The organism is Paenibacillus piri (assembly GCF_004354045.1).
GTDB classification, from domain to species: Bacteria; Bacillota; Bacilli; order Paenibacillales; family NBRC-103111; genus Paenibacillus_S; species Paenibacillus_S piri.
Window position 1 is genome coordinate 129,696 of sequence record NZ_SMRT01000020.1, and the last position, 22,715, is coordinate 152,410.

Consider the following 22,715-nt stretch of genomic DNA (forward strand, 5'->3'; position numbering starts at 1 on the left):
GCGGCGAATAGAGACTTCAACAGGTAAAAGGAGAATAATCCAATGAAACCGTATATGGCAAATATGGCATCCAAAGGCGTGAAGGCAGCGGGCGCGATCGTGCTTAGCGCGGCACTTATGGCCGGTTGTTCGTCGGCCCCTAAAGCGGAGCCGGCACAAGCCGGCGAGGCGCAGCTGAAACAGGTAAAAGTATCGAAAATCGAAAAGAAAAAAATAAGCGAGCCGTTGGAGCAGGTGGCCGATATCGTATCTTCCATTCAGCTGGACGTACCGGTCAAGGTCAGCGGCGACGTACAGGAGATATTGAAGAAGCGCGGTGATATGGTAGAAAAAGGAGACATCATTTTCAAGATGGATCCGACCGATGTGCTGATTTCGAAAGAAAAAGCTCAAATCAATATTTCGGGCACCCAGCAGCAGCTATCCAAAGCGCGCCAGGATTTGGCGGACAGCAAGCAGGAGCTGCAGAACGGCATCGCCAAGCTGGAATCGGCCATCAAGGAAGCGGAAAAAAGCTACAACAAGCTGCGCAATGACTATGATCAGGGTCTCGTCACGAAAACGCAGCTGGAACAGGCGGGGACGCAGCTGAACAATCAGCGGCTAGATCTGGAGAGCAGCCGCAGCAAGCTGAAGACGCTGGAGACGACGAATTCGTTGTCGCAGCTGGAGCAGGGCCTGCAAAGCTCCCAGGTATCGATCCGCGAAGCGGACCGGACGCTGGAGCATATGGACGTCAAGGCCAGCGTAAGCGGCGTGCTGACGGACCTGCCGATTGAAGTCGGCATGACGCTATCGGCGGGCTCCCGCGCCGCACAAATTCAGCAGCTCGATCCGATCAAAATTAAAGCGGAGCTGACGGAGGAGGCGGCGAAACTGGTACGTGGCAAGCAGGAGCTGTCTTTTTACGTCTCCGGCTCGACCGAGAAATTGAATGGGAAAATCAGCTATTTGGCCGACGTCGTGAGCGCCCAGTCGAAGTCATATTCGTTGGAGCTGGAGGTGCCGAATCCGGACCGCAAGCTGAAGCCGGGCATGAAGGCTCAGGTGCTGCTGACGGGGGATCAGGATCAGATCGTCGTAACCGTTCCGACGCTAAGCGTCGTCAGGGAAGGCGGAGAGACGTACGCGTTTATATTGACGGGCGATACCGTGGAAAAACGGAAGATCGTGCTCGGCCGGTTAAACGAAACGTATCAGGAAGTGCTGAGCGGCGTGAAAGAGGGCGAGCAGCTCATCACCTCCGGGCAGCATCAATTGAGAGATAAAGAGAAGGTACAGCTGGCGCAATAAGCGTGCCGCTTCTGAAGAGGAGAGAAAAGCTGCACGGACAGAAGGGCCGCAGGCGTATGCCGCGGCTTCTTCTTTTTTTTGCAGTTTTTTCGGATAAGCCCGTCCAACGGCTTCGACATCGAGCGATCGGATTCCTCATATGCCGATTTGCTGCACATTATGACTTATATCGATAAAAAAAGTTGTCATTTTTCGACAAAAGATTCGGCGAGCGCAATGTGTAATACAAAGATAGAACGCGTTCGATCCTATCCGGATATGAGGAAGATGCTATGGCGAATCGACTGATTCGGCCCAACCAAGCCCCAAAGGCTGGCTTTATGCCTGGACCTGCTGCACGGCAGCGCCGGCCTTGGCTATCCGGATCGCCATCAGGGCGGCGAACAAGCATACGAATCCTGCCGCAATGAACGGAACCGTATAGCTTCCGAGCGTTTCCCTGAGAACGCCCGCTCCGTAAGCGGCGGTGGAAGCGCCGGCTTGATGAGCCACGACAACCCAACCGAATATCATCCCCGACTTTTCTTTTCCGAATTGTTGGGCGGCGAGCTTGACGGTGGGCGGAACCGTTGCGATCCAGTCCAGACCGTAAAACACGGAAAAAATAATGAGCATCATCGGAGTTGCCTCAAGCGCAAAAGGCAGGAACAGCAGCGAAAGCCCGCGAAGCCCGTAATACCAGAACAGCAGCCAGCGGTTGTCGAACCGGTCGGAGAGCCAGCCCGAAAGGGTCGTGCCGACAAGATCAAACAGTCCCATAAAAGCCAGCAATCCGGCAGCCATGACCTCGACAATTCCGTAATCGCCGCAGGCGGCGATGAGATGGGTGCCGATCAGACCGTTCGTGGAAAAGCCGCAGAAAAAGAATGTGCCGGCCAACAACCAGAAGGTGGTGCTCTTCAGCGAGGAACGAAGGGCAATCAGCGGCGCGGTGAAGATGTTCCCCGTAAATGCGGCAGGCCGTACAACCTCTTTCGTCCCGTATGGCGCCAAGCCGACATCATACGGATGGTTGCGCATCCAGATCGCCACCGCGAACAGCACGATAACAATGATGGCGACCGCGGTATAAATCGAATACCTCCAGCCCGCATCCGTCGTAATTTTCGCCAGCATAGGCAGAAACAGCAGCTGACCTGTGGCCGCGCTGGCAGTAAGCAATCCTACCACCAGTCCTTTCCGTTCGACGAACCATTGATTGCTGACGGTTACGCCGAGCACATTCGCCATCATGCCCGTCGCGAGCCCGGAAACAAGCCCCCACAGCAGCTCAAACTGCCATAATGCAGTCATCATGGGCGTAAGGAGCATACTGACGGCCAATACCGCAAGCGAGGCGACGACGACTTTGCGAATCCCGAACTTTTGCAGAATGGCGGCGGAGAAAGGCCCCATTAATCCGTACAAGAAAATGCCGATCGAGATAACATGGGAAATCCCTCCGCGGCTCCAGCCGAATTCGCGTTCAAACGGGACCATCAGAATGCTCGGCATGGAACGGACTCCCGCGGATACAAGCAGTGTAACAAACGTAATAAGAACGACCACCCATCCGTAATAAAAACGTGACGACGTGCTGCTGTTCGCATTCATGCGCGTTCTCTCCAATCAATTTTGTTTGTACATACAATAGAAATCTTAAAATTATTTTTTCTCCAGCTGTTCGCTGGTCGTTTCAAGCAGCACGGTGAGCCTGTCGGAAGCATCGACTCCGAGAATAGCCTGATAGCGGTCATGCAAATTTTTCGATGCGCGGCGAATCGATTGCTCCAATTCTTTTCCCTTGTCCGTCGGATAGACGAGCACCGTCTTCCCTTGAACTTCACGCTTCACCAGCTGCCGGTTTTCCAATTTATCAATGAAACGGGTAAGCGTGGACGGCGTGACGGACAGCTTTTCAGACAAATCCTTTTGCGCAATGCCGGGTGTTCCAATGACAAGACGGATCAAGTAACCGTACATCGGCGTTAATCCGGTCATGGCGAATTCTTCCTCGGCCATTTTCGTAATCGCGCGGCCTAAGCGGTTTGCCGTGAAAAATAAGCAGTTATGCAAAAAGCTCTCATCCATGTGATAGCCTCCGTCCTTTATTTTGTATGTACAACAAATATAAAACGTGCCAGCCGCACTGTCAACCATTTTTTCCCGCAATTAATAAAGCATAACTGCCCCTCGTTGAATGAATTAGGGGAGGTAAAAATTTAGCAGATCGCTAGCGGTCCATGGATCAGGTAAATGGCCAAAATGAAACATTCATGCAAAAAAATGATCGTTTTACGATTGCTTATGATTGAACCGATCGTTGTGATTTTATACAATAAAACCAGGGACGGAAACGAGACTGTCGGACGAAAAGGATGTGGCTTTTGATGGAGCAAGATACAGGACTGTCCAAGGGGGAAAGACGCCGCCAGCTTATTGTCAATACGTTAAAGCGGCAAGGAAAGCTTTCGATTCAGGAAATCGTCGAGCTGTTCGATTGCTCGGAGGCTACGGCGCGGCGCGATCTGGACCTGCTGGAGAAAAAAGGAGCGCTCATCCGCAATTTGGGCGGCGCTCTGCTGGATCCGTCGATGATGGGAGGCGAGCAGTCGTTTATCGAGAAAAAAGAGCTGCTCTTGTACGAAAAAGAAGCGGTTGCCATGAAGGCGGCGTCACTGGTCGAGGAAGGGGACAGCATCGGCTTGACGGGCGGCACGACGACGTATTTGATCGCACGGGCGTTGAAAGAATTCGAGGGTATAACGGTCGTAACCAATGCGGTCAATATCGCGATGGAGCTGGCCGATTGCGACGGGGTTCAGGTGCTGCTGACAGGCGGCGTGATGCGCCGCAAAAGCTACGAGCTGTGCGGTCCGTTGGCGGAGAAGGTGCTGGAAAGCATCAACATCAACAAAATGTTTATGGGCATCGACGGTATCGCCGCGGAGCGGGGGGTGACGACCTATTCCGAGCTGGAGGCGGAAATCGCCAGGCTCATGATGCGGCGCTCCCTGCAGACGTACGCCGTATTCGATTATACGAAGCTGGGGAAAACGTCGTTGTTCCCGATTGCGCCGCTGTCGTCGCTGCACGGCTGCATCACGAATGAAGGCGCGCATAATCAGCCGCTGCTGGAGCGGATGCGGAAGCAGGGCATGGAGCTGCATCTGGCGGGGGAAGAGCGTACGTGACTAACGGCTCCGGCGGCGGAGCTGTCTCAACCGATCACGGCAGCGATCATCCGCTGGACCGGACGATTTTTTGGTACTGTGCCGGACCGGGCATCGCGCCCGGTGCGCAGGTGCCCGCCGGGCTCGGACCGCTCGATACGGCCGCCGTCATTGCCATTCGCTCGGCTTGACGCCGCCTACGTCGTGGGAGGCGAAGCTGCAGGCGTGGTTGCTTGCATAAAAAAAGATCGAAACAGTCAAAATAATGATTGAAATAATCATTTATTCGGGTTATGATTTTGTTATCTGGTTTTAAATGATTGAAACCATCATCTTTTTATATGGAGGTTATTCTATGTCATCAGCATCAGGCAGCAAAACGTATGTCGAAATTGCCGCCCAACCGGCTGCGCTAGCGGCCGCCGCCCTGCAGCTGAAGCAGCAGAGCGATTGGGTCGACCGCTATTTGAAGTCGGGGCGGTTTGACGAGGTCATTTTTATCGGCTCGGGCTCCTCTTATTACCAGGCGCAAACGATGGCCGCCACCTACCGCAAATGGCTGGGAAAAAGCGCTTTGGCGCTGCCTTCCTCCGAGCTTTATTTGTTCCGCGGGCAGCATACCGCCTTAAACCGCAATTATTTGGTCGTCGGAGTTTCGCGCTCCGGAGAATCGACGGAGGTCGTATTGGCGCTTGAATCCGTGCAAAACCTAAGCGGATATACGATTTGCGGCATTACGTGCTACGAGCAAAGCACGATGGCACGGCTGGCGGAATGTCTCGTTTCGCCGCTCGGGAAAGAAGAAAGCACGGTCATGACCAAATCGTTCAGCAGCATGACCTGGATGATGCAGGCGGCAATCGCATCCGCCTCGGCACATGCATTGCAGCACCAGGCGGACCTTGAAGCGGTCGTTGCGGCCGACAGCGATGTGGTGCAGCGTGCGGATGCGTTCATCCAAGGCTTAGTACAGTCGGAGAAGCTGAACAAATACATTTACCTTGGGATGGGAGCCTATTTTGGCATCGCCCAGGAAGCTTGCCTGAAAATTAAAGAAATGTCCTACGTGTGGACGGAAAGCTACGGTACGCTGGAGTTCCGGCACGGCCCGAAATCCGTTGTCGAGCCGGGCACGCTCGTATGCGTGCTGCTGTCCGAGCAGGCGCGGGCTTATGAATTGAAGGTCGCTCAGGAAATGCAGCAGTACGGAGCCTATGTGCTGATCGTTACGGCCGAAGCGGGAGACGATACCGCTTTCGCCAATGGCGTTTTTGAAGTCGGCGGCAGACAGCTGTCCGATGAAGCCCGGGCTGTCCTGTATTTGCCCGGGCTGCAGTATCTTGGCTATTATACGGCGCTGGCCAAGGGAGTCGATCCCGATTCGCCGCGCAATTTGACCCAGGTTGTGAAAATCTGATCGTAAGCAAAGGAGCTGTCGTTATGCCACTTGTTTCATCAACCTCCATGCTGCGGCAGGCGCGGCGGCATGGCTATGCGGTTGTCGCCTTCAACGTGCATACGCTGGAAATGCTTCAAGGCGTCGTGGAAGCGGCCGAGGAAGCGGAAGCTCCGATTATTTTGCAGTCCACCGTAGGTACGGTCAAGCATCTCGGAGCCGATTATATCGCCGCGGCGGCGGGTGTAGCGGCGAACCGCGCATCCGTTCCGATCGCGCTCCATCTCGATCATTGCTCGGATTTCGAGCTGATCGTGCAATGCATCCGCGCCGGCTATACCTCGGTCATGATCGACGCCTCCCACCATCCGTTTGAAGACAATGTCAGACAAACGGCCAAAGTGGCGGAAATCGCCAAAGCGGCCGGCGTCAATGTGGAAGCCGAGCTTGGAAAAGTCGGCGGCGTGGAGGACGAGATCGTCGTCGCCGAGCATGAGGCGCTGATGGCCGATCCGGACGATTGCGCCCGGTTTGTCGAACGGACCGGCGTGGATACGCTCGCGCCGGCCATCGGTACGGCCCACGGTATTTATAAAGGCGAGCCGAAGATTGATTTTGACCGGATCGAACGGATTGCGGCCAAGGTGGACGTACCCCTGGTGCTGCACGGCGGCTCCGGCATTCCGGAGGCGCAGGTCAGACGCTGCGTTTCGCTCGGCATGGCCAAAATGAATGTGGCTACCGAATTGCGGATTGTGTTTTCGGATGCGATCAAAGCCGTGTTTGCGGCAAATCCTGAGGAAAACGATCCGCGGAAGTATATGATCCCGGCCAAACGGGCGCTGCGTGAAGCAGCGATCGAAAAGATGCGGCTATGCGGCTGCATAGGCCGTGCCCGGCATTAACCGGTTGGAAGCGGCTCGAATTTTCGGCTTGCATCATGTATGGGGGGAAAAGCAGTGATCACAACGGTTACGCTTAACGCGGCGATAGACAAAACCTATTATGTGCCCCGGTTGTCCCCGGAGAGCGTCATGCGCGTCCGCCGGGTATTCGCAGAGCCCGGTGGAAAGGGCATCAACGTGGCGCGCGTGGCGCATCAGCTTGGCCACGAGGTCCAGGCTGCAGGTTTTATCGGCGGCCATAACGGCCGCTTCATCCGGCAGGAGCTGGACCGCCAGGGACTTCGCCATGATTTCATCGAGATTGAAGGCGAATCGCGAATATGCCTGAACATTATCGATGAATCGGATGGAAGCTCCACGGAGCTGTTGGAGCCCGGTCCGGTCGTTGACGCGGAAGCCATGGAGCGGTTGACCGTCAAGCTGAGGCGGCTCGCCGCGCAGTCGCGCGTCGTTTGCCTGTCCGGCAGTCTGCCCGCCGGAGTGCCTGCGGGCTTCTACGCCGAGCTTATCGGCCTGGCGAAGCGGGAAGGCGCGGCCGTGTTTCTGGACACAAGCGGCGAAGCGCTGCTGCGCGGAGCCGAAGCCGCCCCGCAGCTGATCAAGCCGAACGAGGCGGAGCTCGCACAGCTTATCGGCAGGCCGATCGGACAAAGCCCCGCGGATATTGCCGAACAGCTGGCCTCATTATCTCCGGAACGGATGAGCGCAGCCTGCATTACGGTTTCGCTCGGCGCGGACGGCAGCCTGACCTATTATGGCGGCGCTTATTACCGTACGTACGCCCCGCGGATCGAGGCGGTCAACACGGTCGGCTGCGGCGATGCGTTTATCGCCGGAATGGCGGTCTGCATGGCCGAAGACCTGCCGATCGAGGAGGCGCTGCGCCTGGCGACTGCGGCCGGAAGCGCCAACGCTTTGAACGAGAAGGCCGGATACGTCAATCCGGAGCAAGTCCGTGAGCTGCTGACGCAGGTCGCGGTTGAACGTTTACAGTAAATTTTGCCGCAGCAAAGCAGCCTTTCCCGGAAGTTGAAGAGAATAACGAATAAATAAAATCGCAAGCGAGAAGAAACGCGATATTCGGAAGCATGTTATTCTGGAGCTACCCTGATGGAAAGGAAGATGCGAATGGATGACAAACGGTTGACCGCCCAATTAGCGATGGAACGTCTGCAGCCGTTCATCGGCAAGTGGAAAACGAAAGGCACGATCGTGTTGCCGACGGGAGCGGAAGTGAGATTGGATGCCGACGATACTTACGAGTGGCTTCCAGGGGGGTATTTCCTTATCCACCATGTGAACGGCCTCATGGGTGAAGACGAAGTGAAAGCAATCGAAATCATCGGCTTTCACGAAGACGATGACATGTATGTGACGACATCATACGACAATCGCGGGGTCGTCGCAAACTACAAGGCGCAGCTGCACGAACGGGATTGGACCATAATCGGATCAACCGAACGTTTCCGGGGAAGTTTCGGGGAAGACGGACGAACCTTGGCGGGGGTTTGGGAACTTGCGGGAGACGGTGCCGAGTGGAAAAAGTGGATGGATATTGTGCTGACGAAATACTAAACGGCTCCATATTCAACGCTGCCCAAAATCAATCAATGAAAAACGCACGGTATTGACCGATCAACGAATTGCGACATATCCATTGTTCAGAGTACGTAAGCATAAAATAGTCCCCTCCTGATGAACAGGAGGGGACTATTTTACGCTTGCCTTCCTTTCCACATCAGTCCTTCCGGTGCCGGATCGGGACAATATGATCCACTGTTCGGGTTTCCTGAAAAAGGAGCAGGTGTAAAACGAACATGTTGCGGAACTGTCCGCAAAGTCTGCTTAAGCCGATGTGGATTGAAGACATTGCCGCGCAAGCGAATGTTTCCCCCTTTCAATTTCGGCGCATTCTAATAAATCAATTATAGACACAAAAAAATCAACTTTCGTGCATTCCCAATTGTAAACGCATACATTATATTTTGATTGCAGACAAATTTATGATGAAACCAAACTACGAAAGGAATGTTTAGTGATGAAAAAATGGTCAGCGGCATCTGCATGTATCGCGTTAACGATAGGACTGACAGCCTGCACGCCCAATGTCGGCGATCCGGAACCGGCAGCGGAAGGCGGTAAGAAAGCGGAGCAGACGGCTCCGGGGAATGCTGCTGGGAAGAAACTGACGTTATGGGTGTTTGCCGAGCCGCACAAACGTTTTTTTGAGGCGGTCAAAGAGGAGTTTAAGACGAAGCAGCCGGATGTGAACGTCGAGATCAATTTGATGGAGGGTACAGCGCTGGTGGACAAATACCTGGTCATATCCAAATCGGGCGGGGACGGCGCTCCGGATCTTATCGATATCGAGCAGGGTCAATTTCCGAAATTTATTCGCGGGGATATCCCGTTTGTTCCACTGAATGATTATTTGAAACAAGACAACTTGACGGAAGCGATGTCCAAAGGCAGGCAGGCTCTTTATACGATCGGCGACAAGCAATACGGAATCGAGCATGCCGCAACCGCATCCGCTCTGTATTACCGTAAAGATTTGTTCGACAAAGCGGGAATTAATGTGGCTGAGCTAAAAACGTGGGATCAATTTACCGAGCAGGCGAAGAAATTGGTCGGCGATAAAAAATATATTTTTCCCGGAAACTCCACAACGAAAACCGGCGGCGACCAGACGTATTTCGAGCTGTTTATCAAGCAGGAGGGCGGGGACATCGTAACGAAGGACGGCCAGCCCGGCTTTAATTCGCCGGAGGGCCAGACAGCCTTGAAGCGGATGTACAACTGGAAGAAGGACGGCGTTATGGACAAAAACTACTACGACGGCCCCGCGTATTGGGAGCATTTTAAAAAGGGCGATTACATAGCGGCCTTCGGTCCGGACTGGTGGGTTAACCTGCTGGCCGACAACGCGCCGGAGCTGGAAGGCAAATGGGCGGCGCTGCCGATGCCGCTGGGCGGGCCGAAGTCGGTTCCGACAACCGTTTGGGGAGGGACGGGGCTTATGATCTCGAAATTTTCGAAAAATAAAGATTTGGCTTGGGAGTTCATGAAGCTGGCCCAATTGACACCGGCCAATTCGGTGAAACGGTTCCAGATCGTGAATCTGTTTCCTGCGCTGCTCACCTCCGTCAATGAAAAGGGACTGCATGAGCAAAGCAAATATACGAAATATTTCGGCGGCCAGGATTTGGGCGAGCTGTACGGCAAGCTGGTAGCGGTCGCTCCGAATCAGAATCAGGCATGGTGGCGCCCCTTGTTTACCGATGCATGGGATAAATACAAGTTCGAGTACGCAGACGGCAAGCTGACGCCGGAGCAGTTTCTGCAAAAGGTGGACGATGAGCTGAAGCAGCTGATCAAGAAAAACGAAGCCGCAAGCTGACGCGCTGATCGTGTCATACGATTTGCGCCGCCTTGCAGTACGGCCGAGATCGGGCTTTGAAGGCGGCGGCATAAGTGCAGCCTGACATTTTCGAAAGGAGAATCCGATGCGGATTAAATCATCAGCGTGGATCAAGCTGGCGCCATTTTTGTTTATTTGCCCGTTTTTCGTTCATTTCGCCGTATTCCAGCTGTATCCGATCGTTTACGGTTTCTGGCTCAGCCTATATCGAGGGATCGGCAAATTGACCTTCGCCGGTCTTAAAAATTATTCGCTTGTCATACAGGACGACGTCTTTTGGAAATCGATGTGGAACGGTTTGAAGGCGACCGGCGGCAGCGTTTTCATCATTTTGCCGATTGCCCTCGGCGTTGCCTTGCTGATCAACCAACCCTTTATCGAAAAAAAGAAGGGTTGGTTTGCGACGTTCTTTTTTACTCCGAACATTACGTCGGCCGTTGCGGTCGCGATCATTTTCGGCCTTATTTTCAACAGGTCGTTCGGCATTTTGAACCAAATCATCGGCTTGCTCGGAATCGATCCGATCGCCTGGCTGGAAAACCCGAAATGGACGATCCCGGCGCTCATCCTTTTATTGACATGGCGGTATTTGGGCATTAATATTTTATACTTTTTGGCCGGTTTGCAAAATATTCCGCAGGAGCTGTCGGAGGCGGCGAGAATCGACGGGGCCAATCCGCTGCAAAGGCTATGGTATGTGACGCTTCCGCTGCTGAGACCGATCATGACCTTCATCGTGTTCCAGGCCATTATCGGATCGTTCACGATGTTTGCGGAACCGTTTGTGCTTGCCGGCCCGGGACAATCCGGGCCCGAGCAGTCGCTGCTGTTCCCGACGATGTATTTGTACCAGCAGGCGTTCCGCCTGCAAAACTTTGGCTATTCGTCCGCGCTCGGCTACGTATTTACGCTAATTTTACTGTTCGTCGGCATGATCCAAATCAGACTGTTTCAAGAAAAAAAGTAAGGGGGGACTACTTGCAATGACTGCGAACCGAATCCACCGGGCGGTCGTATATGCGGCTTTGACGGTGTTGAGCCTTTTGTTCAGCCTCCCCTTCCTTTTTATGATCGGGACGTCGTTTAAAAGCTATGACGATATTGTCGCCTCGCCGTTGAATCCGATTCCGCTCCGGCCGACTTTGTCGAACTTTACGCTGTTGTTTGAGAAGATTCCGTTCTGGACACAATTTTTTAACGGCGTCTTTATTGCTGTATCGGTTTCCATCCTGGCCATGGTGTGCAACGCTTTGGTCGCCTACGGATTTTCGAGATACGAGTTTAAGGGGAAACAGGCGCTGTTCACGGTCGTAATTGCGACCATTCTGATTCCATCGCAAATGACGCTCGTTCCGAGCTTCATTATGTTCAAGCAGTGGGGCTGGCTCGATACGTTCATGCCGCTTATTTTGCCCGGCGCCGTTTCGGCGATGAACATATTTCTGTGCCGCCAGGTGATGACGGCGATTCCGAAGGAGCTGTACGAAAGCGCGCGCGTCGACGGCAGCTCGGAATGGGGCACGTTTCTCCGGATCGCGGTGCCTCTCTCGATGAGCGGCATCGGTATTGTCGGGCTGCTGAACTTCATGAACGCCTGGAACGATTATTTGAGTCCGCTCATTTTTTTGGTATCCGAACATAAAATGACGCTTTCGGTCGGCATTTCGACGATGAACAATCCTTACAAGGAAGACTATGCGACGCCGATTACGGGCGCATTCCTGATGGCGGTTCCCGTACTTGTGTTGCTGAGCGTCGTCGGGCGTAAATATTTTATAAGCGGGGTTGCCGCAGGCGCTGTAAAAGGCTGAACGCCGGCAGGCCGAAGCGGCGGACGGCAGCTGGCGTACAGTTAAGAGATATATCTGTTCGAGCAGTCACTCCAGCCGTCGTTCCTCTCCGATCCAGCCTGGCGCATGCAAACATAACGAAATAGCCTGAGGCGCAGCCTCAGGCTTTGTCTTTGTTAGTTGTAAGGAAAGTATAAGTTTTATACTTTGCTTTGCACAATCTTGTCAAACGCGCACGTCCCCTTAAGACGGTGTAGCCGTTATCCTTGTACCGAGCCCGTCAACATCCGGCTACATGACCTTCAGGACGTAACCGGCTTGTTGTAATGCTCCTTGCGAATGTCGCTCGGCGTTAAGCCGGTATGGCGTTTAATGGTCCGGGCAAAATGGTACGACGTTTTAAAACCGGCCTGCTCGGCGATTTCCCCGATATTGAGCCCGGTGCTGCGCAGCAGCTCCAGCCCCTTCTTTACCCGGTATTTCCATAAATATTGAATCGGCGTCATACCTTCGTCGCGGTGAAACAGCCGGATCAGATGCTCCGGCGTTTTGCCGGTGATGCGGGATAAATCGCTCAGGCCAAGATCGTCACCGTAGCGCTCGTGAATATGATCGAGCGCCGCCAGTATGGCCGGATGCTTCCGGCGGTTCAGGCCCATCTGCAAATATTCGTTGATGTACATCCAGACCGCGGATTGCCCCAAAGCTTTGACGACGCCGTCCTTCCGGTCGCATCCGTCGTTTTGCAGCGACTGCATCATATCCGTCAGCTGATTCATCCGCCGGGTCAAAGGGATATAAAGCGGAAGCGAATTGAAATAAGCTTCTGCGTCGGGTTCGAGCGGCTCGGCGGCTACCGCGATCCAGCGGTGCCACGTTTCCCGCTTTTCACTGAAGTAAAAATGCTCCTCATGGCCCGGTTTCAGCAGCGCGATATGCTCGGAAGGGACGGTATGGGAAATGCCGTCAATTTCGACCGTCATGGACCCGGTATGGACGAGGACAAGCTGCAGGTCGGGCTGAATCCGCGGGCCGAACTTGCCGCCCGGACCGTATACGACGGTTCCCGCATATGCGGATGTAACAACGAAAGAAGGCGGAGCAGCGTCCGTCTTGAATTGATCGTCCATCGAGCATTCATCCCTCCCGGGCGCATTCGCCGTCCCGTATCGTTTATTCCCATTATATAAGAGAGATTTTCTTTTTTAAATCATCCCTTTCGATCGTTGAGTCGTGACGGATATAGTGACATACGTAGGAGCGCCTCCAGCGCTCGGAACGGTTGCGGGTCGAGGAATGGATCAGATTGCTATCGAAAAACAAAATGTCCCCTTTCTCCATCACCACCGGTATTTCCATGCTTAAGTCGATGTCCTCGACCTCATGAGTCCACGCTTCGTGCTCCTGCAAGTTTTTTACCGCTCCATGGGGCAGTACGCCAAGCTTATGGGTACCGGGAATGACATACAGGCAGCCGTTGTCCTCATTGGTGTACTCCATCGCTACCCAGGCGGCGGTCAGCGTATTCGGGTCGTTTTTGATGTAATAATAATCCTGATGGGCGGCCTGTCCGGGCGAGCCGGGCTCCTTGTAGAAATACATGCTCTGTACGCCGGCAGCCTCATCGCCAAGCAGCTGCGCCAGCGCGCCGCGAACGACGGGCAGCTTCATCATTTGCAGCGAGAAGCCGTCATGCAGATGCGGATTGAACAGCCGGACGGAATAACGGTCCTTGTCGTCAACCGCACTGCCGCCTTTTCGCGGCTTGGCCCAGTCCGGCATCGAATCGGAGGAGCGGATGCTGTGAATGTGCGAATTGAAAGCGTCGATCAGGTCGTCGCTGCAGCCCTTTTTAATAACAAGATAGCCGTCCTCCCGATAGCACCTGATTTGCTCCGGTGTAAGCGGGTTTAATCTTTCAGATTGGACCTGAATGCTCATAAATAAGCCTCCTTATAGTATCAAACTGATATGGAATATGGGTTCACAGCTATATTTTATTAGACAATCAGAGGGAATAAAATGCACCGGTGCTCATTAATTTGTATCCGCAATTGATAATTCGGACAGGCGCTTATGCCCGAATGGCGCACAGCTGTAAACTAACAATCGTCAATGTCATAAAACCTAACAAACATATTGACAATTATTATTTTTGTACACTATACTACCAATATGCGTTAGGTTTCTATGCAACTTCATAAAGGTTCCCGAGGAAAGAGGTTGGGAACGGCAAACTGTCTAGGGTTCCGTTGGCGGCGGCGGGGAGGCGCGAGTAAGCGTCGCAAGCGGCTGCGCAGTCAAGTCTGGTCCAAGAGATAGTGTACGGGAGGCGCTGCGGCGGCATTCGGCGAAGCCCGTATAACACGGAAGGATAAAAGCCTGGGAGATCATTGTATCTCCCAGGCTTTATTTTTTTCGGGGGTTCCCCCAAAAGTAAGGTCAAGAGTTAAATCGGCGGAAGACCGCGTTCTACGATGTGAAGGAAAGCTGACATGATTAAATAATCGGGAGGTTAGCAGGATGAATACGATTTGGAACATGACATTAAACCCCGGAGGAAAATGGTCGGGCTCGATAGGCCGCGGCAAGCTGCTTCGTTTGACGGCACAGGGCGACGGAGCGAATGTTTCGATGCTAATGTACAATGCCAAAGATTTAACGGAGCGCTACAACATGCCTGATACGCTGAAGGCGCAGCATACGTCGTATTTGACGAAAGGCCATGTGATGATGAGCGATAACGGCCGGGTGCTGGCCAGCATCGTGGAGGACGGACTCGGGTGGCACGATACGATCAGCGGGTACACGAACCGGGCGGAGACTGATGCCAAATACGGGGTAACGCGATATCAGGAGCTGCGGAATGATTGGCTGCGCTGCGGTCAGGAAAATTTCGAGGTCGAGCTGGTCCGGAACGGACTCGGCAAGCGGGATCTGGTCCCGGTCGTCAATCTGTTCGCTAAAGTATATTGCGACGCGCTTGGCGACATGCATTTTCAGCAGGATCACTGCAAAAGGGGGGCGGCCGTAACGCTGCGCACGGAGATGGGTGTGCTGCTCTTGCTATCCAATACGCCGAATCCGCTCGACCCGTCCGGCGATTATCCGTCGGTTCCCGTCAAGGTTGAAATACTGTCTGCGGAACCGATGCAATCAGACGACTATTGTGTGAATTTCCGGCCTGAAAATCGTCGGGCGTTCGAGAACACTTGGGAATATTATACGCTGCTTGGCATATAGAAGGCATTGTTAACCGGACTTACAGACGACATTCCGCTGACGATAACAAAGTTGAAACGCAGAGCGATAATTAAAGGGAGGAATCATTACATGGCAATATTCAACAGAGTGGAAAGCGTGCGAAACGAAGAGGACGCCATATATAACGGGATTATTCCCGCCGGAGACGGCTGGATGAATGAGCTGCAGCCGGGTCAAGTGCTGCGGATTGTCGATCTGGAAGGCAATCAGGCGGCAGATACGCTGTTTTTTGATGCGGACCATCCGGACGAACATTACAGTGCGGTCGCCACGATAGCAGGTCAAGCCAATATTTACTTGACGGCAGGCTCGGTGCTCCGCTCCGAATCGGGCAAAGAGCTGCTCAAAATCGTCGCCGATACTTGCGGACGCCATGATACGCTAGGCGGAGCCTGCTCGGCCCAGAGCAATACCGTTCGCTACTCGCATGACAAGCTGCCGATGCACAGCTGCCGCGACACGTTCATGCTGCAGATGTCTCAATATGACGGCCGCTATACAAAACGGGATTTGGCCCCGAACATCAACTTTTTTATGAATGTGCCGGTCACGCCGGAGGGCGGGCTGGAATTCGCCGACGGCGTATCCGCGCCGGGCTGCTATGTGGAGCTGCAATCGTTGTGCCGCACGATGGTGTTGATCAGCAACTGCCCGCAGCTGAATAACCCTTGCAACGCCTACAACCCGACGCCGATCAAGCTTTTGATCTGGAATCATTAATCTTATACGACATTGACTTCATAAAAAGGGGAATCGCTATGTTTACTAAAGTATTGATCGCCAACCGCGGCGCCATCGCGGTCCGGATTGAGCGCACGCTGCGCAAAATGGGCATAGCCTCCGTCGCAGTATATACGCAAGCCGACCAGGACAGTCTGCATGTTGATCAGGCGGATGAGGCGGTGTTGATCGGCGATGGCCCGGCCAAGGAAAGCTATTTGAACGCGGAGCTGATTTTACGGACGGCGGTGGAGACTGGGGCGCAGGCGATTCATCCCGGCTACGGCTTCCTGAGTGAAAATGCGGACTTCGCGCGCGCCTGCAGGGACCGCGGTATCGTATTTATCGGCCCGACGCCGGAGCAGATGGAAATGTTCGGCCTCAAGCATTCGGCCAGAGAAATTGCCGAGCGTGCCGGCGTGCCGATGCTGCCGGGAACCTCGCTTATTACGGAGCTGGAGGAGGCACTGAATGAGGCGCGCGATATCGGCTATCCGGTTATTTTGAAAAGCACGGCGGGCGGAGGCGGTATCGGCATGCGCGTTTGCGATAGCGAAGAAATGCTGCGTTCCGCTTACGAGAGCGTTCGCCATTTGGCCGAAACGAATTTTAAAAACGGCGGCATGTTTTTGGAAAAATATATTGCCAGAGCGCGCCATGTCGAGGTGCAAATATTCGGCAACGGCTACGGCGAGGTCGTTACGCTCGGCGAGCGCGATTGCTCCATACAACGGCGAAATCAGAAGGTGATCGAAGAAAGTCCGGCGCCGAACCTGTCGGAGACCGTACGGACGGAGATGCTGGAATCCGCCAAACGGCTCGCCGCCGAGGCAGGCTACCGCAGCGCCGGCACCGTAGAATTTTTGTATGATCCCGGGACTTGCCGGTTTTATTTCCTGGAAGTGAATACGAGGCTTCAGGTCGAGCATGGCGTGACCGAAGAAGTGCTGGGCATCGACCTGGTCGAATGGATGATCCGGGAGGCGGCGGGCGAGCTGAAGCATTTGCAGTCGCTGGTCAAGCGGCCGTCGGGTCACAGCATTCAAGCGCGGATTTATGCCGAGGACTGTCTGCAAAACTTCCGCCCGAGCGCAGGACAGTTGGACCGCGCCGTTTTTTCGGAGCTGGCGAGAAACGAGACGTGGGTCCGCGACGGCATTACCGTTACGACGCTGTACGACCCAATGCTGGCGAAAATTATTGTCCGCGGCGAAAATCGGGCGGATGCAATCGGCAAATTGGTCGAAGCGCTGGAACAAACGAGGATGTACGGCATTACGACCAATTTGCAATATGTGCAGGCGCTGCTGTTGGAGGAGGACTTCCGGCAAGGAGATGTATTTACGCAGCTGCTGAACGGCTTCGCGCCTGCGGAGCATGCGCTGGAGGTCGTGGACGGGGGCGTACAGACGACGGTTCAGGATTGGCCCGGACGTACCGGCCACTGGGACGTGGGCGTCCCGCCATGCGGACCGATGGACCCGTATTCCTTCCGCATCGGCAACAAGCTGCTCGGCAACGACGACGGCGCGAGCGGCCTCGAATTGACTCTGCGCGGCGGCATTTACAAGTTCCGCAGCGATATGTGGTTTTGTTTGACCGGAGCGGATATGCGGGCCGAGCTGGACGGAAATTCTGTCCCGCTTTATATGCCGGTCAGGGCGCTTCGCGGACAAGTGTTAAGCTTCGGCGAAACGCAGGCGGGCATGCGCGCCTATCTGCTGGTGGCGGGCGGATTCGATATGCCGCATATTCTCGGCAGCGCCTCGACCTTTACGCTGGGCGGCTTCGGCGGCCACGGCGGTCGCGCCTTGCGGGTCGGCGATGTGCTGGGCGTTTGTAAAACGGTCCGCGAGCCGGCTGTGGCGGGCGAACTGGCAATACCGGACCGGCCGGCTTTGTCCCGCGAGTGGACGATCGGCGTTATTCCCGGTCCGCACTGCACGGAGGAATTTTTGCGGCCGGATTATTTGCGGCAGCTGACGGAGACGAAATGGGAGGTGCATTTCAACAGCTCGCGTACCGGCGTTCGCCTTATCGGCCCCGCGCCGTTATGGACGCGCGAGGACGGCGGCGAAGCGGGCTTGCATCCGTCCAATATTCACGATAATGCGTATGCGGTCGGAACGCTGGATTTGACCGGCGACATGCCGATTTTGCTCGGACCTGATGGGCCCAGTCTTGGCGGTTTCGTATGCCCGGTGACGACAGCTTCCGCCGAGTTTTGGAAAATCGGCCAGCTGCATCCGGGCGATTCGATCCGCTTCCGATTGTTGACGCTGCAGGAAGCGGATGTTCTGAGAGCGGCTCAGGAGGAGCGGCTCGCCGCCATCGGCCAAGGCATGCGCAGCGGATTGGCGGCGAGTGTGCCCCTGATTGGCGATTCCCGGATTGCTGAGGCCTTGGCTGACGAATCCCGGGTTGCTGCTCCCCGGACCGATGAGCCAGGCTTCTCCTCGGCCGAGCCGAACGCCGGACGCGGGCTGACGCCGGAATACCCGCTGCTGGCCGACGAAGAGCGCGGCCGCCGGTTCCCGATTGCGATCCGCTGCGCCGGGGATGAAAATCTGCTTGTGGAATACGGCAGCATGGAGCTCGATCTGCTGCTCCGCTTCCAGGTGCACGCGCTGATGCAGGCGATCAAGGACAGCGGCAAAATCGCGGTGCTGGATTTGACGCCGGGCATCCGCTCGCTGCAAATTCATCTTGACCGTTCGCGCATTACAATCGAGGAAGCCTGCCGTCGCGTGTTGGAGCTGGACAGTCGGCTGCCTCCGCTTGAATCGATCCGGGTTCCGTCGCGGATTGTGCGGCTGCCGCTCTCCTGGGACGATCCGGCCGCGCAGCTGGCTATTCAGCGGTATCAAAAGACGGTGCGTCCCGATGCGCCCTGGTGTCCGAGCAATATCGAATTTATTCGGCGCATCAACGGACTCGATAGCGAGGAGGACGTGAAACGCATCGTGTTTGACGCCAATTATTTGGTCATGGGCCTTGGCGACGTTTACCTGGGAGCGCCGGTGGCGACGCCGATCGATCCGCGCCACCGGCTAGTGACGACCAAATATAACCCGGCTCGGACCTGGACGCCAGAAAATGCGGTGGGCATCGGCGGCGCCTATATGTGTGTCTACGGAATGGAGGGCCCGGGCGGCTATCAGTTTGTCGGCCGTACCATTCAAATGTGGAACCGGCTGCGCAGTACGGAGAGCTTTGAAGAAGGCAGGCCGTGGCTGCTCCGCTTCTTCGATCAAATCCGGTTTTACCCGGTGGAAGCGGATGAGCTGTTGCGCATGCGCGAAGATTTTTTGCGTGGACGGTTTGAAGCGGATATTACGGAGACGACATTCGATTTGGGCGAATATTTATCGTTTTTGACGTCGATTGAGGAAAGCGCGGACGTTTTCCGCAAGCGGCAGCAGGCCGCGTTCATGGCGGAGCGGGAAAGCTGGAAAACGCTCGGGCTGGCGGAGTACGTTTCGGAAAACGAATCGGCGAAAAGCTCCGAGGAGGAAGAGCTGCCCGAGGGCGCTGCCGCCGTGCGCTGCACGATGCCGGGGAGCGTATGGAAGGTGCTCGTTGCGCCGGGGCAGCAGGTTAAAAAAGGCGAGACGCTCATTATCGAGGAAAGTATGAAAATGGAATTTCCGCAGCAGGCGCCATGCGACGGCATCGTCTCGAATGTGTACGTAAATCCGGGTGACGAGGTGCACGCCGGACAGCTGATCGCAAGCATTATGAATTAAGCCGAAGGAGAGGTGCTTCTTATTATGAAAACAGTCGAGCTTCCAAGGATACTGACCCTGCAAGGGCTTCGCAATCTATATGCGGAAGGCATGGCGACGCCCGAGGACGTCGTCGAGCAGCTGATTCGCCGCGCACATGAAGACCGCGAGATGAGTATTTGGATTACACCGCCGACGTTGGAACGGGCGGGGCCTTATTTGGAGCGTCTGAGCAGCCTCGATCCGGAGGGCTTTCCCTTGTGGGGCATCCCGTTCGCCATCAAGGACAATATCGATTTGGCCGGAGTTCCTACAACCGCGGGCTGCGAGGAATATGCATATACGCCGGAAGCGCATGCCGCCGTGGTCGACCGGCTCGTCGCCGCAGGCGCCATTCCGCTGGGCAAAACGAATCTCGACCAGTTCGCGACCGGGCTTGTCGGGACGAGAAGTCCATACGGCGAAACGCATAACGCTTTGCGGCCGGAGCTTATAAGCGGCGGCTCCAGCTCGGGCTCCGCCGCAGCTGTGGCGCGCGGTCATGCCGTATTCGCGCTGGGCACGGATACGGCCGGCTCGGGCCGCGTGCCGGCGGCGCTGAACCGGCTTGTCGGCTACAAGCCGAGCCTTGGCGCCTGGCCGACCGAAGGCGTCGTGCCGGCCTGCGCGAGTCTCGATTGCGTGACCGTGTTCACGCACAGCCTGGAGGAGGCGCTCGTCGTCGACAGCGCCGTCCGCGGCGCCCGCGATACGGACCCGTGGTCCAGAAGCTTGCCGCAGCCTGCGCCGGCGCTGCCTGTGAAAATATGTTTGCCGAACGCGCCGCTTTCATTTTTCGGTCCATATGCGGATGAATACCGTGCCGCATGGCAGGCTGCCGTCGAACGCGCAGAAAGCTTGAATATCGATATTTCATATATCGACTATTCGATATTTGCGGAGGCTGCGGCCATTTTATACGGCGGCCCATTGGTGGCTGAACGTTGGGCGGCCTTGGGCAGCTTCATCGAAGCTCATCCGGCTGCGGCCTTCCCTGTGACGGAGCAGGTGCTGCGCACAGGATCGGCGGCAGAGTACGACGCGGCTTCCGTATTCCGGGCCCAGCATAAGCTGCAGGCGTTCAAGCTGGAGGCGAGAAAGCTGCTGAAGGACGCCGTGCTGATCATGCCTACGGCAGGCGGAACGTGGACCCGCGACCAGGTGCGGGCCAATCCGATCGGCGCCAATAGCGATATGGGGCGCTATACGAACCATTGCAACCTGCTCGATCTGTGCGCGGTGGCCGTCCCGGCCGGCGATGCGGCGCCCGATACGCCGTTCGGCATTACGTTGTTCGCGCTCGCGGAGAACGAGAGCTTGATCTGCGGCGCAGCCGATGCTTTCACGCATGGTGCGGCCGCAGCCGGGGCGTTCTCGGAAACGGGCGTCACCGGGGCTTCCGTGAAGCAAGCGGCGGCCGCCGGGCTTGCGGCGCAGGCTGTTAGCGGCAAGCTGGCTGACGGCGCTGTCAAGGAAGCCGGCCCGACAACTAGCGGCAGGCAAGCCGTGGACGCCGCCGTGGAAGCGGGTCTGGCAGTTAGCGACAAGCATACCGATGGCACTGCCGCGGAAGCCGTGCCGGCAGCCGGCGACCCGCCTGTGGCGGTGACTGTCCCGGTCCCGAAGGCAACGACATTAGTTGCCGTATGCGGGCTCCATATGCGGGGCTATCCGCTGGAGAAGCAGATGATGGCGAGCGGCGCCGTATTTGTCCGCGAAACGACGACGGCGGCCCGTTATCAGCTGGTGAGGCTGCCGACCGTGCCGGCAAAGCCGGGCCTGATCAAGCGGCCGACAGGCGGGGCGGCGATTGCGCTGGAGGTGTGGGAGATGCCGCTTGAGACGTTCGGTTCGTTCGCCGCATCCATTCCCGCTCCGCTGGGCATCGGTAAAGTCGAGCTGGCGGACGGTTCGGAAGTTCCGGGCTTCGTCTGCGAAGCTTATGCGGTCGAAGGCGCGGAGGATGTGACAGCCTCAGGCGGTTGGCGGTACTTGTAATTTCTTATAAAAGTTGAAAGCAGCCTCCTGCGCGGGGCTGCTTATTTGGCTTTTTTTGCATGACTGGTAAATTGGGAATAAGAATAGGGGAGGGGATGAACCCGAAAGCGCCGGCCGGGGACCGGCATCCGGCAACCTATGCCTTGGCGCTCCGGGTAAGAGGAATTACGATTCCACATTATTGATTTTGCTCATTCCGAGCGGGGAACCCGACACGATTTTGCGGGATGCTTCCATGGTGGCCGACTTATGTGTAAGCTTTTTACAATAATGATACGCCATTCCGAACAGAAGCCACAGCAGTCCGACGAATAAAGCATTTTTATCGAGCAGCGACAGGAGCCACCCGATGAAACCGGCTCCGGTCAGCGGAAAGATGAGGTAAACGATCGTTTGCGGCAGCGAACGCTGTTTGTCTCTGATGTAGCGCTGCGCGATGACACATAAGTTGACAAAGATAAAAGCGATCAATGCACCGAAGCTGACAAATTTGACGGCCGTTTCCAGACTGACCGCCAATGCGAGCATGGAAAACGCGCTGATGATAATAATGTTAATGACCGGCGTGTGAAACCGGGTGTGCAATGAGCCGAAAATCCGCTTCGGCAGCCCGGAATCGCTTATTGCGATGGTGCCGGCGGCGGCCGTCGAACTTAAATTAACGTCCTAAAATCGGAGCGGATGCGAACAAAAAGCCTCCCGGCAATAACAGTAGGCCACTGAAAAAGTCCGCATCATCTATAAGAGGTACAGTCCCTCAAGAAAATTGAGCAGGCTGTGCCTCTTTTCGCTTATAATTAAAGCATCATGAAGAGCGGGTGATCGAATGATTCGGCAACAACAATCAATGGTTTTAAGTCCATATGCAGGGTTATATGACATCGTCGTGCCAAAGGACAATATGTTGCGCCAAATCAACGATCTGGTGGACTTTACTTTCATATACGATGAATTGAAAGATAAATACTGTTTAGACAACGGTCGCAATGCGATCGATCCGATCCGCATGTTC

General features: G+C 55.4%; 20 protein-coding genes and 1 riboswitch. Of the genes, 15 read left to right on the forward strand and 5 right to left on the reverse strand.

Annotated elements, in window-relative coordinates; translation table 11 throughout:
• Positions 1-42 precede the first annotated feature (42 nt).
• Positions 43-1,293 carry an efflux RND transporter periplasmic adaptor subunit gene (locus E1757_RS29885; RefSeq protein WP_133235167.1) on the forward strand — a complete coding sequence of 417 codons (1,251 nt, stop codon included), beginning with the start codon at positions 43-45 and terminating at the stop codon, positions 1,291-1,293.
• Positions 1,294-1,611: 318 nt separating this feature from the next.
• On the opposite strand, the gene E1757_RS29890 is transcribed toward E1757_RS29885, so the two are convergent.
• Together E1757_RS29890 and E1757_RS29895 are read right to left on the reverse strand one after the other, a co-directional pair.
• Positions 1,612-2,886: an MFS transporter gene (locus E1757_RS29890; protein WP_133235169.1), complete on the reverse strand. Its 1,275-nt coding sequence runs from the start codon at positions 2,884-2,886 to the stop codon at positions 1,612-1,614.
• 51 nt (positions 2,887-2,937) lie between these two features.
• Entirely contained in the window at positions 2,938-3,363 is a 426-nt protein-coding gene (locus E1757_RS29895; RefSeq protein ID WP_133235171.1) for a MarR family winged helix-turn-helix transcriptional regulator, read from the reverse strand.
• A gap of 299 nt (positions 3,364-3,662) precedes the next feature.
• On the opposite strand from E1757_RS29895, the gene E1757_RS29900 reads away from it, so the two are divergent.
• From E1757_RS29900 to E1757_RS29935, 9 genes are all read left to right on the forward strand, one after another.
• Entirely contained in the window at positions 3,663-4,466 is an 804-nt protein-coding gene (locus E1757_RS29900) for a DeoR/GlpR family DNA-binding transcription regulator (protein WP_133235173.1), read from the forward strand.
• A complete protein-coding gene (locus E1757_RS36035; protein ID WP_165972357.1) occupies positions 4,463-4,636 on the forward strand; it encodes a hypothetical protein in 174 nt (57 codons plus the stop codon). Before E1757_RS29900 ends, E1757_RS36035 begins: the two co-directional genes overlap by 4 nt.
• Positions 4,637-4,800: 164 nt before the next feature.
• The gene (locus E1757_RS29905; protein ID WP_133235175.1) at positions 4,801-5,862 is read left to right on the forward strand and encodes an SIS domain-containing protein; all 1,062 of its coding nucleotides are present in this window, start codon (positions 4,801-4,803) and stop codon (positions 5,860-5,862) included.
• A 23-nt stretch (positions 5,863-5,885) separates the two neighbouring features.
• Complete coding sequence (fba, locus tag E1757_RS29910; RefSeq protein WP_133235177.1) at positions 5,886-6,746, forward strand: class II fructose-1,6-bisphosphate aldolase; 861 nt, start codon at positions 5,886-5,888, stop codon at positions 6,744-6,746.
• A gap of 54 nt (positions 6,747-6,800) precedes the next feature.
• Positions 6,801-7,742: a 1-phosphofructokinase gene (gene pfkB, locus E1757_RS29915; protein ID WP_133235179.1), complete on the forward strand. Its 942-nt coding sequence runs from the start codon at positions 6,801-6,803 to the stop codon at positions 7,740-7,742.
• 132 nt (positions 7,743-7,874) lie between these two features.
• Positions 7,875-8,321, forward strand: coding sequence for a DUF1579 family protein (locus tag E1757_RS29920; RefSeq protein ID WP_246079639.1), 447 nt, complete (start codon positions 7,875-7,877; stop codon positions 8,319-8,321).
• 463 nt (positions 8,322-8,784) lie between these two features.
• The gene (locus E1757_RS29925; RefSeq protein WP_133235183.1) at positions 8,785-10,146 is read left to right on the forward strand and encodes an ABC transporter substrate-binding protein; all 1,362 of its coding nucleotides are present in this window, start codon (positions 8,785-8,787) and stop codon (positions 10,144-10,146) included.
• Positions 10,147-10,252: 106 nt separating this feature from the next.
• A complete protein-coding gene (locus E1757_RS29930; protein ID WP_133235185.1) occupies positions 10,253-11,134 on the forward strand; it encodes a carbohydrate ABC transporter permease in 882 nt (293 codons plus the stop codon).
• Positions 11,135-11,150: 16 nt separating this feature from the next.
• The gene (locus tag E1757_RS29935) at positions 11,151-11,978 is read left to right on the forward strand and encodes a carbohydrate ABC transporter permease (protein ID WP_133235187.1); all 828 of its coding nucleotides are present in this window, start codon (positions 11,151-11,153) and stop codon (positions 11,976-11,978) included.
• Between the two features lie 281 nt (positions 11,979-12,259).
• On the opposite strand, the gene E1757_RS29940 is transcribed toward E1757_RS29935, so the two are convergent.
• Complete coding sequence (locus E1757_RS29940) at positions 12,260-13,087, reverse strand: helix-turn-helix domain-containing protein (RefSeq protein WP_133235189.1); 828 nt, start codon at positions 13,085-13,087, stop codon at positions 12,260-12,262.
• 52 nt (positions 13,088-13,139) lie between these two features.
• The gene (locus E1757_RS29945; RefSeq protein WP_133235191.1) at positions 13,140-13,898 is read right to left on the reverse strand and encodes a phytanoyl-CoA dioxygenase family protein; all 759 of its coding nucleotides are present in this window, start codon (positions 13,896-13,898) and stop codon (positions 13,140-13,142) included.
• 289 nt (positions 13,899-14,187) lie between these two features.
• A riboswitch (guanidine-I (ykkC/yxkD leader) is annotated at positions 14,188-14,348 on the forward strand.
• Between the two features lie 132 nt (positions 14,349-14,480).
• Here E1757_RS29945 and E1757_RS29950 point away from each other — a divergent pair.
• The 4 genes from E1757_RS29950 (at position 14,481) to E1757_RS29965 (ending at position 21,703) form a co-directional block, all read left to right on the forward strand.
• A complete protein-coding gene (locus tag E1757_RS29950) occupies positions 14,481-15,200 on the forward strand; it encodes an urea amidolyase associated protein UAAP1 (RefSeq protein ID WP_133235193.1) in 720 nt (239 codons plus the stop codon).
• A gap of 90 nt (positions 15,201-15,290) precedes the next feature.
• Positions 15,291-15,941 carry an urea amidolyase associated protein UAAP2 gene (locus E1757_RS29955; RefSeq protein ID WP_133235195.1) on the forward strand — a complete coding sequence of 217 codons (651 nt, stop codon included), beginning with the start codon at positions 15,291-15,293 and terminating at the stop codon, positions 15,939-15,941.
• A gap of 38 nt (positions 15,942-15,979) precedes the next feature.
• Positions 15,980-19,687, forward strand: a complete 3,708-nt coding sequence (uca, locus tag E1757_RS29960; RefSeq protein WP_133235197.1) for an urea carboxylase — start codon at positions 15,980-15,982, stop codon at positions 19,685-19,687.
• Between the two features lie 24 nt (positions 19,688-19,711).
• Entirely contained in the window at positions 19,712-21,703 is a 1,992-nt protein-coding gene (locus E1757_RS29965) for an allophanate hydrolase (protein WP_133235199.1), read from the forward strand.
• A gap of 165 nt (positions 21,704-21,868) precedes the next feature.
• On the opposite strand, the gene E1757_RS29970 is transcribed toward E1757_RS29965, so the two are convergent.
• Positions 21,869-22,288 (reverse strand): APC family permease, encoded by a 420-nt coding sequence (locus E1757_RS29970; RefSeq protein WP_133235201.1) that lies wholly within the window; start codon positions 22,286-22,288, stop codon positions 21,869-21,871.
• Positions 22,289-22,529: 241 nt separating this feature from the next.
• Between E1757_RS29970 and E1757_RS29975 the strand changes: the two genes are divergently transcribed.
• Positions 22,530-22,715: transposase (locus E1757_RS29975; protein ID WP_484217467.1), on the forward strand; the 186-nt coding region annotated here is incomplete at its 3' end.